Here is a 17,184-nt window from a genome sequence, read left to right as displayed (position 1 = left end):
CTAGGCCCACTCGCTGCTGCGGAAAAGCGGGCGGCCGACGGCCCACAGCAGAGCGCGCTGCAGGTAGTTCAGCGAGAGATAGAAGGCCGCCGCGATGGCGAAGGCCTCGATGCTGCGGAACGTCTCCGAGTTGATGTCGGACGCTGCCGCCGTCAGCTCCTGGGCGCCGATGGCGGACGTGACGCCGGTCGACAGCATCAAAAGCACATTCTGACTGACGAGCGCCGGGTAGATCCGGGCCAAGCCGGGCGGCAGCACGACGAAGATGAAGATCTGCCACGGCCTCAAGGACAGGCTTCTGGCCGCCTCGATCTGGCCGGCCGGCGTCGCGGCCAGTCCGGCTCGCATGATTTCGCCCGTATACGCGGCGTTGTTGAGCACCAGGGTAAGGCAGGCGGCCGCCACCGGCGAGAGCCGTACACCAATCGAGGGCAGTCCGAGATAAACGACGAACAGTTGCACCAGCAGCGGCGTGTTCCGGAACACCTCCACATAGCCCCGGGAAAGCCAACGAAGGGGCCAGGCTTTCGCCCGGCGCGCCAGAGCGAGCACCAGGCCCAATCCCGTCCCCACCACGACTCCAACCACGGTGAGCAGCAGCGAGAGGGTCAGACCATCCAGCAAGAGCTGCCAGCGTTGCAGGACCGGGCCGAAGCTGAGCGTGTATCCGGTCATGGAGGCGGCTCACGATCCAGGGCGCGGCGTCATCATCGATCCTGCCGCCGAGAGGCTTTCGGGCAAGCACAGGCCAAGGGTGGCCGCGCTGTACCACCAGGCGTTGTCGGCCCAGCGCACAATCATGCACTCCGTGCTGAGCTTGATGTGCTGCCCTTCCATGGAATGGCCGAGTGCGATGTGGGCTATCGTTTCGGGCAGCCCGGCCGCAAGGCAGATATGGGCGCCGTAGACTGAGTGCCGGAGAGACGGGTAGCCCGCCCGATCCGGCCGCGACTGCCAACGCTCCAGATTTACCGGGTCGCATTCCCAGCATTTGCCGATGTCGTGACAGAGCGCGCCTGCCAGGACGATGTCACGGTCGACGTCGACATCCGGAAAGGTGCGCTGAAACTCGTCAACGATGCCGACGGCGAGCCGCGCCACGCCGCGCAGATGCAGTTCCTGCGTACCGGCCTTGAGCACGAAGTGGTTCGGCGCGCCTTCGCCCGGGATGTCGGTGATGCGCGAGAAGGACGAGTCACGAAGAGACAGCGCCCAGGCCCGGATCACCTTTTCGCGCAGGTCGTCATCGACGATGCCGGCGATCTCGGGCAGGTCCTCGAGAATGCTGGCGCGCACCGCCAGGGAGACGTCGCTTAGCTGGGATTCGGGCAGGCTGGGCACAAGGACCTCGGTGAGTCAGGTGGCGGTTCACTCACCCTAGTCATGGGGCCGTGTTGGCATCCAATCGAAAATGCGGTTAGCCTGATCAAGAAAGCTGATCGCGCGGGCCATGTTCAATCTGAAGCTCATCGAAGCGTTCTATTGGGTCGCGAAGCTGCGCAATTTCCATGCGGCCGCGGAGCGGATGCGGCTCTCTCAACCCAGCGTCACTTACCGCATCAAGGAGTTAGAGCGACAGCTCGGCCGGTCTCTCCTGATCCGCAGCGGGGCTCCGGTCCGTCTCACGCCACAGGGTCAGGCTTTTTTCGCCGACGCCGAGCGCCTGCTGATGCTCGTTCAAGATATGCAGCATCAGTTGCGCGCGGGGCAGACCGTGACCGGACTGCTGCGGATCGGGGTCATGGACGCTTTCGCGGCTGTTTGCCTGCCCGAATTGTTGCGTGACCTTGCCGAGCAGCACCCCGGCCTGGACGTATCAGTCGCGGTGGACTTGAGCCATACGCTCACAGTGAAGCTCGCCGCCGGTGAACTCGACGTGGCCGTCGTTTCCAGTCCGCCGATCCTCTCTGGCCTGCGCTACGACCGATTGGGAGCTCAGCCCGTGGGCTGGATCAGCACGCCAGGCTTGGCACCATCAATCAAAGAGCCGTCGTCCGTCGGTCAGCAACGCATCTTCATCACGCCGCCTCCTTCGGGATTAGGCACGATTACAATAGACTGGTTTAGGGAGTGCGGCTTGGAGCCGCCGACGTTCAGCATGTGCAACAGCATGTCTGCGATTGTTCGCCTCGTTTCCGCGGGCGCGGGAATCGGCATCATGCCGCTGAGGTTGGTTGACGACGCGATTGCGGCGGGGCGCTTGCGCCATCTCGACCACCTCCTAGCGGTAAAACCGCAGGACATCTTCATCACGGCGCCCTCGGGTGTGCTTGACATGGCGATCCCCGTCACGACTGACGCCATTAGGTCCGTGGCGCGGCGTCACGCATTCAGCGACGAGAGCCGGACATCTTCGATCACCCCCGCCTGATTAGAACCCAGCGCGCTTCGGCCTCCATGTCCGCAGGCGGACGCGCTTAAATTCATCCCAAAGTTCATGCCAGACGAGCTTGCGGCCGACGCGAAGCCGAACGGCTGAGTTTGAATGGACGCCGCAGAGACCACGCTGGCGGTCCTCGATCCCGAGCGCGTCCAGTCCGTCTCTGTGCTGCTCGGTCATCGCACGTCGGCCACCACCGAGCGGTTCTATCAGCGGGCGCAGAGCCTCGAAGAGCCGTGTTAGAGCAAACGTCTGCACTGGGTGTGGATTGCCGACCTCGTAATTCGCCCGAATGCGCAGATTTTGTACTGATGCCCACCCAGTCGGCGATGCCCAGGATCACAGGGGGCAAGGCCACGCAACTCGAGAATGAGCCCGAAGAACAGTCCACCTTAGCCCCACATGGTTCGGAACCAGATCCATAGCGAAGAATAGGAAGTTGCGGGCGATCGCCGCGACCAGTTCGATCCACACGGTGAGCACGCTGATCCAGAACAGGGACGCGAACTGCAATGCCAGCGCAAATGGCTGGGTGCCAAGGATCGAGAACCAGATCATCCGATCCCGTCCCAGCCGGCGGCCGATCAGGCGTACAAGCACGCCAGCGGAAGCCGAGACCGGAAACAGGAACAACATGAGCTGAAAGGTCTGCACCGCCGCCCGAAGCGCTCGATGAGGTAAAACGTGCAGAAAGATGAGCGCTGAGGTCGGCTACAACTTGGCTGAATGCTCTCGCGCGCTGTTGAGCCACTGTGGACCGACGAGGTTTTCGCCGGGGTCTCCGACACGAGCTCCAGCGGTGCTGAAGGCCCGCCAGGCTGGCGTTTGCATGTTGGTCAGCACAAGCCCGGCGGCCACGCCGATCACCACCGCCAGGACCATGCCGCCAATGATCATACGCATCCGGCTCTCCCTTCCCTCGGCTAGGGACTGCTAGGCGAACTTTGTCCGCTTGGCGGATCGCCCGGTTGCTTCAACGCGGCCAGGGCTAACAGCGGCGTGGGCATGGCGACACCCGCTCGACGCATGCGTTGCGCCACGGTCCGGCACCCTGAAACGTCGTTCCTTTGCGCGAGCTCCTTAACGGAGTCGAGGGAGGCGAGCTCCTCCTTGGCCGGCGCTTGGCCCGAGGGCGCCGAAATGGGCGCGCTCATTCCGGAAGCCTGAGGCGCATTCTGACCCGAGCCCTCCTGCCCCGGCGCTTTCGATTTCGGAGCCTCTACGGCGACGTTCGACTGCCCGGTCACTTGGCTCGCCGAGCCACCCTGCGACGGTGGCTTGGCGGCTGCAGGCTGCTTCTCTTGCTGCGAGGTCATGAACGCGACGAGCTCGCCGCAGAGGTTTGCGGGCCCGCCGGCGGGCCCAGCAGCGCCAGGCGGAGGCGATTGGGCCGCCGCTATGGATGCAATCAGCACGGCTGGGGTCGCGACGGCGAACAAGCATGTTAGGCGCATGGACGTCCTCCGGATCATTCAGCCGGCGCTGGCGAGCCTGACCGCAGAGCTCGGGCGGCCGGATCATCGCGCGCCAGCCGCGCCGCCCAGACGCTGTGGTGCGTCCTGGCCCAGTTCAGGTCCACCGAGCCGCTCTCCATGGCTTCGAAGGCCCCCTCCATTCCGAGCGTGCCGATGTAGATGTGGGCCAGGATCACCGCAATCAGCACCACGGCCGCGATCGCGTGCACGTACTGGGCAGCCTGCATCCCATTGATGTCCAGCACTGCGAAGGGAAACAGCATCAGCAGTCCGGAGGCCGAAAGCGCCAGGCCGAAGATCACGATGGACCAGAACATCAGCTTCTGGCCGGCGTTGAAGCGCTCCGCCGGAGGATGCGACCCGTCGAGGAAACCGCCGCCCGCCCGTAGCCACGCCACATCGAACCGGTCCGGGATGTTGTCGCGAACCCAGCTCACGATGAGCATCAGGAGCCCCGCCATGAACGCCCAGGCCACGAAGTTGTGGGCGTATTTCGACCAATGCGACCACCCCGCGAAGGCGTCGGCACCGACCAGGGGCATGAGAAGTCGCTTGCCGAAAACATAGTTCAGGCCCGTCAGGGCGAGCACGATGAAGGACGTCGCCGTGAGCCAGTGGCCGAGCCTCTCCACGGCGGAGAACCGAAGCACCGTGCGCCCGCCGGGATCGCGCGGAGGCGCCGGGATGCGGCCCTTCACCAGGTAGAACGCCGCCAGGCCAGCAAGCACCGCCAGGATGACGATCCCGCCGATCCAGGGCAGCGCGCGCTCATGGAAGCCGCGATACTCGCGCCCCTGCGGCTGCTCCAGCAGGGATGCCTTCCCGTCCGGAAGCGTGATCCGCCCTTGGAGTTTCCCGAGCGCGTTCAGTAGGTCGCGCTCGTGCACCGACTGGGCGGTCGGGTTCGCCCCCGTCATAGGGTCTGCCGCGCGCGCGGCTGGCGCGCCCACGCCCGCGAGCATAGCGAGTATGGCAAGCACCGGAACCAGCCTTGGCGCGCGCAGCATGGGATCACCTCTCGCCTGCCTTCGTTCAGACCTCGATCGTCTCGTGGTAAGCCGTGCTCCAACCCCAGGCGCCCGACCCATAACCACGCTTCTGGACGCGCTCCTTGTAGATGGACGCGATGATGTCGCCGTCGCCGGCCAGCAAGGACTTGGTGGAACACATCTCCGCGCAGAGCGGCAGCTTCCCCTCGGCGAGACGGTTAGCCCCGTACTTCACGTACTCGGCCTCGCTGCCGTCCTCCTCGGGCCCGCCCGAGCAGAAGGTGCATTTGTCCATCTTGCCGCGCGATCCGAAGTTGCCGACGCGGGGATACTGCGGGGCGCCGAACGGGCACGCGTAGAAGCAGTAGCCGCACCCGATGCACAGATCCTTCGAGTGAAGAACCACGTGATCCGGGGTGGTGTAGAAGCAGTCCACCGGGCACACGGCCTGGCACGGCGCGTCCGTGCAGTGCATGCAGGCCATGGAGATGGACCGCTCGCCAGGCTTGCCGTCATTGATCGTCACGACGCGGCGGCGGTTGATGCCCCACGGCACCTCGTGCTCGTTCTTGCACGCGGTGGCGCAGGCGTTGCACTCGATACACCGGTCGGCGTCACACAGGAACTTCATGCGCGCCATGCGCCCCTCCCTCAAGCCGGCCGGATCTGGCACAAGGTGACCTTGGTTTCCTGCATGCCCGTCACCGGGTCGAAACCGTAGGTCGTCAGCGTGTTGACGCTTTCGCCCAGCACCACCGGGTCAGTTCCAGCCGGGTAGCGCGTGCGGTGATCCTCGCCCTGGTACCAGCCGGAAAAATGGAAAGGCATCCAGGCGACGCCCCGGCCGACGCGGTCCGTGACAAGGGCTTTCACGCGTGTCCTGGCCCCGTTCTCGGCCCCGAGCACCCAGACCCACTGGCCGTCCTTGACGCTGCGCTCTGCCGCGTCCGCCGTGCTGATCTCCACGAACATGTCCTGCTGGAGTTCGGCTAGCCACGGATTGGACCGGGTTTCCTCGCCCCCGCCCTCAAATTCCACGATGCGTCCGGAGGAGAGAATGATCGGGAACTCCTTCGCCACCCCTCGGTCGACGGCCGATTTCTGGACCGTGAAGCCGGCGTTCATGATGCGGAACTGCCGCTCGTCCGGTCGCGTCGGGTACTTGGCTACGAGCTCCGGCCGCGGCGAGTAGATCGGCTCGCGGTGCACCGGCACTGGGTCGGGCAGGTTCCACGCGACCACGCGGGCCTTGGCGTTGCCGTAGTGCATGACGCCGTGATCGAGGCAGACGCGCTGGATTCCGCCTGAGAGGTCCGTGGCCCAGCTGACCGTGTCAACATTGCCGCCGCCCACCCGCTGGATCACTGCCAACTCGTCGGCCGTGAGGTCGCGGTCCCAACCGAGCTTCTTCAGAACCGCCATCGTGAACTCGGGGTAGCCGTCCGTCAGCTCCGATCCAAGCGAATAGGAATCCTCCGCCAGCAGCGTCTGTCCGTTTCGTTCCGTCCCGAAACGAGCGCGGAAGGTGCCCCCGCCGTCTTTCACGTGCAGGTTGGTGTTGTACAGGATGGCGCTTCCCGGGTGCCTGATCTCCGGCTTGCCCCAGCAGGGCCATGGCAGCCCGTAGTAGTCGCCGCCGACTTCGGGGGCGTCCTTCGGGGCGCGCAGCGTGACCAGGTCGAACTTCGCTTGGTTACGCATGTGCGCCTTGAGGCGCTCGGGCGACTGCCCGCAATAGCCGGTCGACCATCCGCCCCGGTTGATCTCCCGCAGCAGATCTTCCGGGGACGGCCGGTTGTTCTCGACCTTGATGTGCTTGAACATGTCGTCGGCGAAGCCGAGCTTCTTCGCCAGCAGGTACATCACCTCATAGTCGTCCTTGGACTCGAAGGCCGGCTTGACGATCTGCTCGCCCCACTGGAGCGACCTGTTTGAGGCGGTGCGGGACCCGTCCGTCTCCAGCGAGGTCGCGATCGGCAGCAGGTACGTGTTCTCCTTGCGGTCGCCGATCGCCGCGAAGGTGGTGGGGTGCGGGTCCATCACCACCATGAGCTCAAGCTTCGCGAGCCCCTTGAGCATCTCGGGCATGCGGGTGACGGTGTTGCCCCCGTGACCCATCACGATCATCGCGCGCAGGTTGGTCCGCTGGTCTACATCCTCTTCCGGAGCGGTCACCGCGTCGAACCACCGGGTCGAGGTGATCCCGGGGGTCTCCATGTTATCCTTGCGGGTGCGGGCGGGACGTCCCGCCTTGGCCGGAACTTCGTCGAAGCGGTCGCGAAGCCAGTCGTAGCTCACGTCCCAAACGCGCGCCCAATGCTTCCAGGCGCCTTCCGTGAGGCCGTAGTAGAGCGGCAGGGTCGTGATATCGAGACCGAGGTCCGTCGCCCCCTGGACGTTGGTGTGGCCGCGGAAGATGTTGGCTCCGGTCCCGGGCTTCCCGACATTGCCGGTGGCCAGGCAGGCGGTGCAGAAGGCCCGCACGTTGGCGGTGCCGACGGTGTGCTGGGTCGCTCCCATGCACCAGATGATCGTCGCAGGCTTCTCCGTTGCGAACTTCCGGGCGACCTCCTTCAGCTGCGCCTCCGGGACGCCGGTGACGCGCTCGACTTCGTCCGGGGTCCAGCGGGCCACCTCCTTGCGGACCTCGTCCATGCCGTAGACGCGCGTGCGTATGAATTCCTTGTCTTCCCAGCCGTTCTGGAAGACATGCCACAGCAGACCCCAGACGAGCGGGATGTCGGTTCCCGACCGGAAGCGCACGTAGTGCGTCGCGTGCGCGGCCGTGCGGGTAAAGCGCGGGTCCATGACGATCATGTTGCCGCGGTTGATCTCCTTGGAGGCTAGCAGGTGCTGCATGGCGACCGGATGCGCCTCGGCTGCGTTGCTGCCGATAAACACCATCGTCTTGGCGTTGCGGATATCGTTGTAGGAGTTGGTCTGGGCGCCGTAGCCCCAGGTGTTCGCCACGCCGGCGACCGTCGTGCTGTGGCAGATGCGGGCCTGGTGGTCGACCGAGTTGGTTCCCCAGAAGGCGGCGAGCTTGCGCAGCAGATAGGATGCTTCGTTCGTGAACTTGGCGGAGCCAAGCCAGTACACGGCGTCCGCGCCGGCCTGCTGGCGAATGGTGAGGATCTTGTCGCCGATCTCGTTGATCGCATCGTCCCAGGAGATCCGGCGCCACTCCCCCCCGGACATCTTCATGGGGTACTTCAGACGGCGGTCACTGTGAACGACCTCTCGGATGGCCGCGCCCTTGGCGCAATGCGAACCACGGTTGATCGGGCTGTCCCACGAGGGCTCCTGGCCGATCCACACCCCGTTCTGGACTTCTGCAGTGACAGTGCAGCCGACCGAACAGTGGGTGCAGATGTTCTTGCGAATCTCGACCGGCGCCCCTGCGCTCGCGGGAGGGCCCGCCTGCGCCTCACGAATGGTCCCAAGCGGCAGATCGCCAAGCGCCGCCACCCCCCCGAGCAAGAGGGAGCGCTCGAGGAAATTGCGCCGGTCGAGGCCGGCTGCGCCGGATTCAGGGCTGGGCGCCCCCGCCGGGCGCCGGACCGTGGTAGCTCGCCTGGTCAACACGGGGCGGCCTCACTTTTTCAGGGTTTCGTAGCCGTTGACGCGGTAGTACGCCTTCACGTGGTCGGTTTCGCGGTACCGGCCGCGCATCTCCTTCGACCCCGGGTCATAGGCTCCGGCCGGTTGCGTGGCGCCGACCGTGGCGGCCGCCCCGAGCGCCAGGGTGCCGCCGCTCAGCCCCTTCAGCAGCCCCCGGCGGCTCAGGCCGGGTCGCGTCTTCGCCATGGCTTACACCTCCGCGTCTGCAGGCTCCGGGATCGCGAACCGGAATGCCTCGGCTTCGATCTGGAAGAACAGGCGGCCGACCTTGGCGACTCTGCGGTAGAACTGCGCCTGCTCCGCCCGGCCGAGATCGTCGAAGAAGTGCGGAGCCCAGGGCTCCAAGTGCCGCTCGAACATCGTCCGCTGCAGGCGGTCGCCCAGAGGCGCGCGCAGGACGAGGCGGCTCATGATTTCGCAGAGCACGCCGATGTGGTCCTCGGGCTCGACGCAGCCGTGGCAGCGCTGCAGCCCGGCCGCCGCGAGATCCTGACGGAGGCGCGCGAGGGGGCGCTCCTGGAGGAAGCCCGTGAGGTAATAGGAGGCGTATGGGACGAGCGCGCCGCGCCCGACGCCGACGAAGAGTTCGAAATGCTCGCGCTCGACGTCGTCGGGCGCGCACGCCGCGGCAGCGGCCGCGAGCTCGTCATGCGCCTGCCCGAGTTCGTTCGGGCCGCCGCCGAGCCGCGCCAGCCGGCCCAGCAGCTCCGCGTCCGGGGAGGTCAAAAGAAGGGTGGAGAGCAGCGCGTATTCCCGCGCCCGCGCCGAGCCGATCTCGGCCAACAGGTCGGGCTCCGTCGAGGGAACAAGACGATCCTGCGAGTGGTCTCGCATGCCAGTCTCCCCGCCCCGAGCCCCAGCTGACGGCTGTTGCTCAAAGATTAGGCTACGCCCTTACCGGGAACTTGCAAGCGCCGAAAGCTGAACTCTGTCAGGACGAAAACCGTGGTTTCGCGCCGCCATGGCGTCGAATGGGGGCGAGGAGAGGTTTGGGTCCCGGCGAGGAGCCCGGGGCGGGGCCGCCGCCGGCGGCCGCCTCCGGCACGGCCTCAGGCCGGGCGGCCTGGCGCTCGTCCCCGGGTTCCATGCGAGGGCGACCGTCCTCGGCCACGCCCGGCGGGTCGGCTCCGCGGCTCGGGTCCGGCGCCGTCCCGCGTTCCGCGTCCCGGGGCGCCGCCAGGGCGCCCGCCAGGCGCGTGATCGCCTGGGCCGGACCGAAGCCGGGGACGGCGCCGGGGCGGTTGAAGTCCCAGGCGTAATCGGCCGGGCCGACAAAGTCGCGGATCGCCGGGTCGAGGCTCCAGAGGCGGCGCAGGGCCGCCGTTCGCAGACCTGACGAGACCCCGGGATGCAGGAACACGGAGAAGTCGCTCTCCGGGGTCAGCGTATCCACAGGCGGCAACGGCGGCGGCTCCCCCGGCTTTCGGCCGTCCCCGCCGGGCTCGGGCGGCTGCGGATTTTGGGCTTGCTCCCCGTCGTCGGCGGGACGCGCGTCGACCCCGCCCCGCTTGCGGCGTGACCAGCGGGCCAAGAAGCGCTCAGGGTCACGCGCGGGCCCGTCCTCAACGCCGGTCATGGCGCCCTCCCCGGGGCGGCCCCGCGGGTCTTTGGCCAGATGCGCTTCGGTCGCGTTGCCGCTTGAAGAAGGGACGCTCGATGTGGTGCTCCGCCACAAAGCTCCTGACCCGCTCCTCGATCCATGCAGGCATCGCGACCGTCTCGACCAGGTTGGTCCCGGCCTCCGTCATGGCCTCTCCCTCGGCGGGATCGGCGGTGAGCATCATCAGCCGGACGCCGGGCGGCTCGGGGCAGTCCCGCAGCACCGTCCACAGCCTCGGCTCCCGAGTGGCGAGGTTGTCGCGGTAGGAGCCCGTCTCCGAGGAATGCAGCTCGATCCCGATCTCGCCGGCAAAGAAGGTCGTCGCGCCGTCCTCATGGGCCAGGGGCGTCCAGGGGGCGGCCGCAGCTCCAGGCGGCAGCACGGCAAAGGGCCGCCAGGCGACCCCGCCCCAGGGACCGCCAAGAAGGCGGCGCTCGACGATCAGCGCGGCGTCAAGGATCAGGGCGGCCATCGGCCTCCTCCGGTTGACGGTCCAGCAAAGGCAAGCCCGTGATCAGGTTCTGCGGCCTGATTCGCAGCACCTTCGTGTCGTCCATGCCCAGGATGAGCCAAATCGGCTGTCCCGCCATCCTGGGCAGGACGCGCGTCCAGTCGCTCAGATCGAGCCGGAAGAGGCCCAGCACCGTCGCCGGGTCGACCGCCTCGCCGCGCCACGCGGTCTCGCATATGGCGACGCCGGCCGCGTTCAGGCCAATGGACCAGCGCCAGACGGGATCGTCGATGGCGCGCACCGGCCTGATCGAGACGTCGAGCCGCAGCAGGTGGCGCAGCCAGCTCGTCATCGCCGTCGCGAGGGCGCCGTGGCCGGGCCCGCCCGGCTCGAACGGAAGGGCGAAATCAAAGGCGTCGCTGCGAGCGAGGTAGCGACGCTCGTCGTTCTCTCCGAGCACGTCGAGCTCCGTCTCGGGCGCGTCCAGCAACATGCGCGCCAACGGCGAGGCGCCGCGGGCCGCTTCCCTCACCGATACCAGCTCATCGTCCGCCAGCAGCACGCCGCCCGCATGGAAGGCGATCCGCTGCGGGCGGAACAGGAGCTCCGCGGCCCGCAGCACCAAGGGCGACCGGTACGTGTCGAGCGCGCCACGCAGGATGATCTGGGCCCACTGGTCGAGAAAGAGCGAGGCGGCGCCCCCCTGCGTGACCGCAGCCAGATAGGCGCCCTCAACGCAGCCCGCAGTCACGAGACGATCGCGATGTGTCAGCATCACCGCCCAGTTCTCCCGAGCGTCCTCGTCCTGAATGGCGTCGACCTCGGCCGGCGCGACCGGCCGCCGGGGGTCGCCGGCGAGCAGCGAGGCGTGCAGGGCGCGCTCGGCCGGGCACGCATCGACCGGCGGCGCCAGTTCGGGGCGGGCGAGGTAGAGCTTCAGGAACTCGTCGGTCACCACCGCCCAGGCCGTCTCATCCCGATCGAGCATCTGGTGACCGCTGGAGATCCAGAAGTCGTCTCGGCTGCAGGCTCGGTTGGCGATTGAAGCGCTCACCGTCAAAGCCATCCCGAAAGCTCCCGTTCACGCCACGACGGGGTCGCCAGCGCGGCCGCCAGGGACCCGCTACCTTGCCAGGCCACCGCGTCTGGGGCGCCACCGTGGCTGGCGCGGAGGTCGACAGGCTCGGAGCGACCGGCGAGACGCGGCGTATAGCGGCGCAGCGAGCCTGCCGGTCCGAAATCACTCCACTCGTGCAGTGCGAGCAGGAAGAAGCGGGCGAAGCGCGCCACGAAGTCGCGGTGGTCGCCCAGCACCGCGCCGAGTTCCTCCAAAGAGCCGAGACCGGGCCTGGCGCCAGGCTCCTCGGCGCCGATGCTGACGCGCCGCACGGTCGCGCCGAAAACCAGCCACTCGGGCCGGTCGTCCTCGGCGCACGACTGCGGCCACCCAAGCCGGGCGCCGCCGACCAATGCGCCGTCGAGCAGGATTCGATCGGGCCAGCGGAAGCACACCGGCGCCTCCGGCGGGGCGCAGGAGGAGACCGCGTCTGCAAGCGCGTTCATGCCCGCATAGAAGCACGTCCGGGCAAGACGGAGGGGATGCTCCGGCTCCAACACGACGGCGAAGTCGACGAGGTCGAACCGCCCCACCTGGAACAGCGTCCCCGCCCCTTCCGCGGCCGCGACGCGGCAAGCCTGCGAGAATGCCTCGTGAACTTCCCGCAGGACCACGGGCCGAAACACCGGGGGAAGTTCCGCGCTGTCCATCCGGCACCTTCCGGGACGTCCGCTGGACCGCATCTTCCAATTATGATTGGCTCCCGTAAAGCACTTGGCGAGGCCAATCATGCCGCAGACAGGTCGCCGCATCGCGCTGGTCTGTTCGTGCGAGAAGACCATGCCCGATTTCGGGCCCGCGGCGGCGCGGGCCATGCCGGACGCGCGGGTGATCGGCGGCGATTGTTTCTGCGCCGCCGAGCAGGACCGGGTCCGCGAGGCGCTCGCCACCGGCCGTCCGGTCACCATCGGATGCACCCAGTACGCGGCCCTGTTCCGCGACATCGCCCGCGAGCTGGGTTATGCGGGCGAGATGCGCTTCGCCAACATCCGCGAAGCCGCCGGCTGGTCGGACGAGGCGGAACTGGCCGGCCCCAAGGCCGCCGCGCTGCTGGATGCCGCGCCAGCCGCGTCGCAGGAGGAGATGGCGGCACTGGCGCCCGTGGAGCTTGCGAGCGACGGCGTGCTGCTGGTCTACGGCCGGGACGAGCGCGCCATCGAGGCGGGCCGGACCCTCTCGGACCGCCTCGACGTCACCGTGCTGCTCACCGGCGACCAGGACGTCAGCCCGCCGCAAGCCTGGGACTTCCCCGTGGTCCGGGGCCTCGTCCGAAACGCCACAGGCCATCTCGGCGCCTTCGACCTGACGGTGGACGGGTTCGCGGAGCCGCGGCCGTCCTCTCGTGTCGCCCTCCAGTTCGGGACCGGGCGGGATAACGCGGTGTCACGCTGCGGGATAATCATCGACCTGTCGGGGCGACCGCCCCTGTTCCCCGCTCACGACCTCCGCGACGGCTACTTGCGGGCCGACCCCGGCGACCCAGTCGGGGTGCGGGAGGCGGTGGCCGCCGCAGCGCGGCTTACGGGCGAGTTCACCAAGCCCCGCTACGTGGCCGTGACTCCGTCCCTGTGCGCGCATTCTCGGTCGAGGATCACGGGCTGCACCCGGTGTCTCGACCTGTGCCCGACCGGCGCAATTCGGCCCGCGGGCGACCACGTCGCTGTCGATCCTCTCGTGTGCGGCGGCTGCGGCGACTGCGCCGCAGCCTGCCCCACGGGCGCTGTCGCATACGCCGCACCGCCTGCGGAGACGGCCTTGCGTAACGTGAGACGGGTCCTCGACACCTTTCGGCGCGCCGGCGGGCGGGCCCCGGTGATCCTGTATTACGCGGAGCAGGACGGGGCCGCCGTCATCGACGCGCTCGCCCGCTTTGGCCGGGGCCTGCCCGCCCGCGTGCTGCCGGTCCCGGTCACCTCCGTGCACCGCCTGGGCGTCGAGTTCTGGTGCTCGCCCCTGCTGTGGGGCGCCGCAGCGGTGCGAGCCTGGTCCCGCGAGCGCCCGGCCCATCCGCTGGATGGCCTCCGGGCGACCCTGGGCGTCGTTGAGGCGCTGACATCCGCGCTAGGGCTGCCCGAGGCCTGCGGCCTGATCGCGACTGACGACCCGGAGGCGCTGCGCGATGCCCTCGACGCGGCGCCGCGCTCGGGCGCCGCTCGCATCTCGGGTTTCGACCCGATGCCGGAAAAGCGACGCCTGTTCGCGGCCATGCTCTTCGACCTGCGCGCGGTCGCCCCGTCGCCCGTCGACATCGTCTCCCTGCCGGCGGGCGCCGCGTTCGGCGGGCTCCAGCTGGACCGGGAGGCGTGCACGCTGTGCCTCTCCTGCGTCTCAGCGTGCCCCACCAGCGCCCTGGGCGACTCGGCTGAGAGGCCTGCCCTCTTTTTTGCCGAGGACGCCTGCGTCCAGTGCGGGCTGTGCGCGGCGACTTGCCCGGAGCGGGCTATCACCCTCGTTCCCCGGGTCAGCTTCGCCGCCCAGGGCGCCCCACGCGTCCTGCTGAAGGATGAGGAGCCGTTCTGCTGTATCAGCTGCGGCAAGCCGTTCGGGACCCGCAGCTCCATCGAGCGCGTTGTGGCCAAGCTCTCCGGACACTGGATGTACAGCGGCCCGAACAGCGCCCGCCTTGACGTGCTTCGCATGTGCGAGGACTGCCGGGTCCAAGCCGTGATGAATGAGGGGTTGGACCCGCATAATCCGCGCCCAGCTCCGCGCACAGCGGACGACTACCGGGCGCCACCTCTGGCAGAGAATGGCGAACAAGCCCTTAGCGCGGTTTCGTCGCCTCCTCCAGGAAGCGAATGAGGTCCGCGCGGTCCCGTTCGTCGACAAGCTTCTGATCCGGCATCTTGGTCCCCGGGATGAAAGCGGCGGGACCGATCTCGAAGAGCCGAGCGACGGTTTCGGCGGTCCACATCAAGTCTCGGTGACCGAGAGCTGCGGAGTAGACGTATCCGTTCGCCGTACCTGCGCGACGCCCGAACAGCCCGTAGAGGGTGGGCCCCGCCCGGTTGCCGGGATCCGGCCCGAGACTGTGACAGGCGCGGCACGGCGCGAACACGCGGGCGCTCTCGCCCCCGGTCGTGGCGGCAGCCGCCTGCCCACCGTCACTCCCGTCCAGCAGGCGCGCTCCGGATGCCAGGTCCCAGGTCACAACGGGGCCACGGCTCGTTCCTGCCAGCAAACGCGGCGGCGACGCCAGGAACGCCAAGGCCCAGACAGGGCCCTGCGCCGGCGCGAAGGACCGGATCACTCGCAGCGATGGCGCCTGCAGCAACGCCACGCTGCCATCCGCGCCTCCGGCGGCCAGCAGCCCGTCGCCCGACGCGGCGAGCGCGGTGGCGGGGGCGTCAAGGAGCCGGGCCTCGCCGAGGTTTCGCCCGCTTGCATCAATCAGCCGGATTGAACCGTCCGCTCCTGCCAGAGCAACCGCGCCGCCCAAAACCGCTGCCGCGTTGATTGCGGCTGGACTGGCGAAAATGACCCAGCCGGACTCCCTGCCGCTTGCCCAAACCCGCACTGTCCCGTCCGCCCCGGCGCTCACCACGTCGCCACCGGGCAGGAAACCGACCGCGTTGACGTTCCCCGCGTGGCCGCGCAGGACCGATAGGGGCGAGCCGTCGCCGGCCCAGAGCCGAACGGTCCCGTCCCAGGACGCCGAAGCGATCCGCCCGTCTTCGGCGACGGCCAGCGCCACAACCGGGCCAGCATGCCCGTCGAGGACCCGGTCGGGCTGCTCGCGGGCCGCTGTCCACAGCGCCACAAGCCCGTCCTGGCCTGCGGTGATGAACCGGGTCTGGCTTAGGAAGGCCGTGGCGTTTACCTGTCCGGCGTGGAAACGCAGCGCCTGACGAGCCTCGCCGGACGAGACGTCCCAAAGGATGGCCGAGCCGTCGAAGCTTCCCGTGAGGGCGGCGTGGCTGGACGGCTCCGTGGCGACGGACCGCACGGGTCCTCCGTGACCCCTTAGGTCTGCAAAGGCCGGAACCATCGACGTCAGCAGCACGATTAAGACGAGGTACCCGTGCTTAATCATTGGCGGCTCCTCGTTTCGAAGATTGGCGGCGCCCGCCCAACTGCCTCCGGCTCGTAACCCCAATGTGGCTCTCCGACATTGACGTTTTTGAGCCAGCGCGCGTCGCTCTCAGCCAGGGAACCGGGCCGTCCACCGAAACCGGCGCCGCCCCATTCACCCGTCTGCCGGTGCTCACGCCTGGGGCCTCTTTTGGATCTGAAGGCCAGAATTCAGCGGACATGCCAGCCGCTCCTGTCTGCGTTAGTGTTCATGGGTGCACCGAAGCGACTTGCCCGCTGTCGCGCCGGGCCCGGTCACAGCAACTTCGAACGGCTGTGCGTGAACTCCCTGCGGAGCCACGCCTTCGGCTGCAGGACCGGACCGCACGAGGGAAGAGTGTCGCTTCGGTTTTGACCGCGCATCGTGCGAGTCGTATCGTCTATGCAATCGCGGTGGGCTCACTGCCGTTCGCCCGTTTGGCGGTCTGAGCTCCTCAAATCCAGGTCAGCCCCTGAAGGGAGCGCGCTTTGGATCCGGCCGCCGGTTTCGTCACGGCCGAGATGCTGGACGGCTTCGAAGCGAGCGCCGGCCAGATCGCGCTCAGCCTCGTGCTCATGATGTGCCTGGTGGCGACTTTCGGCCTCTCCGGCGCTGCGCTGGGGTCGCTGCTGGGGGCGGCGGTTTTTTTTGCCGCCTCGCTGCTCACCCGCCCCGTGCCCCTACGCCAGAGTTTGCCCTGGTCGGATCCCGTAACGGTCCTGATCCTCGGAGCTTGGGCGGCAGTTCTGACCCGCTCCTTCGTTGCCAGGATGTCCGAGGATCAGGAGATCCTGCCGCCGCGGGCTGGGTTTTTCGGCCTGGTCGTCCCGGCCTGGATAACGATTTCGGCTCTCAGGGCCATCGCTGCCACGATCGAAACAGGGTCTTTGTCGTGGGGCGCCATGCTCGGTTGCGGGTTGGCCAGCCTTCTCTTCGGCGGGCTGATTTTCGCGTCCGCCCTGCTGTGCGCCGGCGCGAGGCCGCCCGCCTTCGTCCGAGCAGGCCTTCCCGCGGCATTCGTGACGGCATGCGCGACTGTGGCGCTGACCGGCCTGCTTTCCTGATAGTCACACGAGAGCGGCTCCGCCCGTCTCCACGGCGTCCTCCAGCAGTTAGCACGCTCAGGTCAGCCGGAGTTGGGGCACGCCTCGCGACCCGGCCCGCCGGCTTCCGTCCGATCCCGGGCGGCCGGCCCTGGTCGAACACCACGCTGCGCGGCCGGGCCAGCCGCGGCACCGGCGTGCTCAACAACGCGCTCTACCGGGGCGTGCTGGAGCGGAACCGCTGCTCCTCTATGAAAGACCCGCGCACCGGCCGCCGGGTGGGGAGGCCGAACCCGCCCCACCTCTGGGGGACCATCCCCGTTCCGGAGCTGCGCATCGTCACCGACGAGCTGTGGCTCAAGGCGAAGGAGCGTCAGGGCGAGGTGCGCTCTCGCGGCGGCGGCCAACCCGGGAGCGACGCCGCCCTGAACGCCACGCACCGGGCGCGCTTCCTGCT

General features: G+C 68.1%; 18 protein-coding genes and 1 pseudogene. 5 read left to right on the top strand and 14 right to left on the bottom strand.

The genetic code is table 11. The features are described 5' to 3' along the window. Positions 1 to 675, bottom strand: a complete 675-nt coding sequence (locus ACYVO7_RS24570; protein WP_460452398.1) for an amino acid ABC transporter permease — start codon at positions 673 to 675, stop codon at positions 1 to 3. A gap of 9 nt (positions 676 to 684) precedes the next feature. Further along, positions 685 to 1,341 carry an HD domain-containing protein gene (locus ACYVO7_RS24565; protein ID WP_460452397.1) on the bottom strand — a complete coding sequence of 219 codons (657 nt, stop codon included), beginning with the start codon at positions 1,339 to 1,341 and terminating at the stop codon, positions 685 to 687. 109 nt (positions 1,342 to 1,450) lie between these two features. Here ACYVO7_RS24565 and ACYVO7_RS24560 point away from each other — a divergent pair, with 109 nt between their 5' ends. Beyond that, complete coding sequence (locus tag ACYVO7_RS24560; protein WP_460452396.1) at positions 1,451 to 2,371, top strand: LysR family transcriptional regulator; 921 nt, start codon at positions 1,451 to 1,453, stop codon at positions 2,369 to 2,371. 114 nt (positions 2,372 to 2,485) lie between these two features. Then, a complete protein-coding gene (locus ACYVO7_RS24555) occupies positions 2,486 to 2,623 on the top strand; it encodes a hypothetical protein (protein ID WP_460452395.1) in 138 nt (45 codons plus the stop codon). Positions 2,624 to 2,719: 96 nt separating this feature from the next. On the opposite strand, the gene ACYVO7_RS24550 is transcribed toward ACYVO7_RS24555, so the two are convergent. The 11 genes from ACYVO7_RS24550 to ACYVO7_RS24500 form a co-directional block, all read right to left on the bottom strand. Next, positions 2,720 to 3,034 carry a hypothetical protein gene (locus ACYVO7_RS24550; RefSeq protein WP_460452394.1) on the bottom strand — a complete coding sequence of 105 codons (315 nt, stop codon included), beginning with the start codon at positions 3,032 to 3,034 and terminating at the stop codon, positions 2,720 to 2,722. Between the two features lie 57 nt (positions 3,035 to 3,091). After that, the gene (locus ACYVO7_RS24545) at positions 3,092 to 3,283 is read right to left on the bottom strand and encodes a hypothetical protein (protein WP_460452393.1); all 192 of its coding nucleotides are present in this window, start codon (positions 3,281 to 3,283) and stop codon (positions 3,092 to 3,094) included. A 565-nt stretch (positions 3,284 to 3,848) separates the two neighbouring features. Continuing rightward, positions 3,849 to 4,862, bottom strand: a complete 1,014-nt coding sequence (locus ACYVO7_RS24540) for a formate dehydrogenase subunit gamma (protein WP_406856687.1) — start codon at positions 4,860 to 4,862, stop codon at positions 3,849 to 3,851. Positions 4,863 to 4,887: 25 nt separating this feature from the next. Then, complete coding sequence (gene fdh3B / locus ACYVO7_RS24535) at positions 4,888 to 5,484, bottom strand: formate dehydrogenase FDH3 subunit beta (protein ID WP_406856686.1); 597 nt, start codon at positions 5,482 to 5,484, stop codon at positions 4,888 to 4,890. 11 nt (positions 5,485 to 5,495) lie between these two features. Further along, positions 5,496 to 8,426 (bottom strand): formate dehydrogenase subunit alpha, encoded by a 2,931-nt coding sequence (locus tag ACYVO7_RS24530; protein ID WP_406856685.1) that lies wholly within the window; start codon positions 8,424 to 8,426, stop codon positions 5,496 to 5,498. Positions 8,427 to 8,438: 12 nt separating this feature from the next. Next, the gene (locus ACYVO7_RS24525; RefSeq protein WP_406856684.1) at positions 8,439 to 8,651 is read right to left on the bottom strand and encodes a twin-arginine translocation signal domain-containing protein; all 213 of its coding nucleotides are present in this window, start codon (positions 8,649 to 8,651) and stop codon (positions 8,439 to 8,441) included. A 3-nt stretch (positions 8,652 to 8,654) separates the two neighbouring features. Next, a complete protein-coding gene (locus ACYVO7_RS24520) occupies positions 8,655 to 9,299 on the bottom strand; it encodes a TorD/DmsD family molecular chaperone (RefSeq protein ID WP_406856683.1) in 645 nt (214 codons plus the stop codon). Positions 9,300 to 9,396: 97 nt separating this feature from the next. Continuing rightward, the gene (locus ACYVO7_RS24515; protein ID WP_460452392.1) at positions 9,397 to 10,041 is read right to left on the bottom strand and encodes a DUF3306 domain-containing protein; all 645 of its coding nucleotides are present in this window, start codon (positions 10,039 to 10,041) and stop codon (positions 9,397 to 9,399) included. Then, positions 10,028 to 10,537: a DUF3305 domain-containing protein gene (locus ACYVO7_RS24510; protein ID WP_460452391.1), complete on the bottom strand. Its 510-nt coding sequence runs from the start codon at positions 10,535 to 10,537 to the stop codon at positions 10,028 to 10,030. The genes ACYVO7_RS24515 and ACYVO7_RS24510 overlap by 14 nt, the downstream gene beginning before the upstream one ends. Next, complete coding sequence (locus ACYVO7_RS24505) at positions 10,518 to 11,582, bottom strand: DUF6352 family protein (RefSeq protein ID WP_460452390.1); 1,065 nt, start codon at positions 11,580 to 11,582, stop codon at positions 10,518 to 10,520. The genes ACYVO7_RS24510 and ACYVO7_RS24505 overlap by 20 nt, the downstream gene beginning before the upstream one ends. Continuing rightward, entirely contained in the window at positions 11,573 to 12,283 is a 711-nt protein-coding gene (locus ACYVO7_RS24500; protein ID WP_460452389.1) for a biotin/lipoate--protein ligase family protein, read from the bottom strand. The genes ACYVO7_RS24505 and ACYVO7_RS24500 overlap by 10 nt, the downstream gene beginning before the upstream one ends. A gap of 79 nt (positions 12,284 to 12,362) precedes the next feature. On the opposite strand from ACYVO7_RS24500, the gene ACYVO7_RS24495 reads away from it, so the two are divergent. Next, positions 12,363 to 14,435: a 4Fe-4S dicluster domain-containing protein gene (locus tag ACYVO7_RS24495; RefSeq protein WP_460452388.1), complete on the top strand. Its 2,073-nt coding sequence runs from the start codon at positions 12,363 to 12,365 to the stop codon at positions 14,433 to 14,435. On the opposite strand, the gene ACYVO7_RS24490 is transcribed toward ACYVO7_RS24495, so the two are convergent. After that, the gene (locus ACYVO7_RS24490) at positions 14,398 to 15,621 is read right to left on the bottom strand and encodes a c-type cytochrome (protein ID WP_460452410.1); all 1,224 of its coding nucleotides are present in this window, start codon (positions 15,619 to 15,621) and stop codon (positions 14,398 to 14,400) included. The two genes, ACYVO7_RS24495 and ACYVO7_RS24490, sit on opposite strands and share 38 nt — an antisense overlap. Positions 15,622 to 16,172: 551 nt before the next feature. On the opposite strand from ACYVO7_RS24490, the gene ACYVO7_RS24485 reads away from it, so the two are divergent. Continuing rightward, positions 16,173 to 16,748, top strand: coding sequence for a hypothetical protein (locus ACYVO7_RS24485; RefSeq protein WP_460452387.1), 576 nt, complete (start codon positions 16,173 to 16,175; stop codon positions 16,746 to 16,748). A gap of 176 nt (positions 16,749 to 16,924) precedes the next feature. Continuing rightward, positions 16,925 to 17,184: pseudogene (locus tag ACYVO7_RS24480) on the top strand (recombinase family protein); the annotation flags it as partial.

This window comes from Alsobacter sp. SYSU BS001988 (assembly GCF_054796215.1).
The sequence above is the reverse complement of the archived record's forward strand: the minus strand, read 5'-3'. Positions and strand labels throughout refer to the sequence as shown.

Excerpts from the sequence above, each read along its gene's own strand:
- ACYVO7_RS24570 (WP_460452398.1), bottom strand. The coding sequence starts at position 675 with ATGACCGGATACACGCTCAGCTTCGGCCCGGTCCTGCAACGCTGGCAG.
- ACYVO7_RS24560 (WP_460452396.1), top strand. The coding sequence starts at position 1,451 with ATGTTCAATCTGAAGCTCATCGAAGCGTTCTATTGGGTCGCGAAGCTG.
- ACYVO7_RS24555 (WP_460452395.1), top strand. The coding sequence starts at position 2,486 with ATGGACGCCGCAGAGACCACGCTGGCGGTCCTCGATCCCGAGCGCGTC.
- ACYVO7_RS24545 (WP_460452393.1), bottom strand. The coding sequence starts at position 3,283 with ATGCGTATGATCATTGGCGGCATGGTCCTGGCGGTGGTGATCGGCGTG.
- ACYVO7_RS24540 (WP_406856687.1), bottom strand. The coding sequence starts at position 4,862 with ATGCTGCGCGCGCCAAGGCTGGTTCCGGTGCTTGCCATACTCGCTATG.
- fdh3B (WP_406856686.1), bottom strand. The coding sequence starts at position 5,484 with ATGGCGCGCATGAAGTTCCTGTGTGACGCCGACCGGTGTATCGAGTGC.
- ACYVO7_RS24525 (WP_406856684.1), bottom strand. The coding sequence starts at position 8,651 with ATGGCGAAGACGCGACCCGGCCTGAGCCGCCGGGGGCTGCTGAAGGGG.
- ACYVO7_RS24520 (WP_406856683.1), bottom strand. The coding sequence starts at position 9,299 with ATGCGAGACCACTCGCAGGATCGTCTTGTTCCCTCGACGGAGCCCGAC.
- ACYVO7_RS24515 (WP_460452392.1), bottom strand. The coding sequence starts at position 10,041 with ATGACCGGCGTTGAGGACGGGCCCGCGCGTGACCCTGAGCGCTTCTTG.
- ACYVO7_RS24510 (WP_460452391.1), bottom strand. The coding sequence starts at position 10,537 with ATGGCCGCCCTGATCCTTGACGCCGCGCTGATCGTCGAGCGCCGCCTT.
- ACYVO7_RS24505 (WP_460452390.1), bottom strand. The coding sequence starts at position 11,582 with ATGGCTTTGACGGTGAGCGCTTCAATCGCCAACCGAGCCTGCAGCCGA.
- ACYVO7_RS24500 (WP_460452389.1), bottom strand. The coding sequence starts at position 12,283 with ATGGACAGCGCGGAACTTCCCCCGGTGTTTCGGCCCGTGGTCCTGCGG.
- ACYVO7_RS24495 (WP_460452388.1), top strand. The coding sequence starts at position 12,363 with ATGCCGCAGACAGGTCGCCGCATCGCGCTGGTCTGTTCGTGCGAGAAG.
- ACYVO7_RS24490 (WP_460452410.1), bottom strand. The coding sequence starts at position 15,621 with ATGGTTCCGGCCTTTGCAGACCTAAGGGGTCACGGAGGACCCGTGCGG.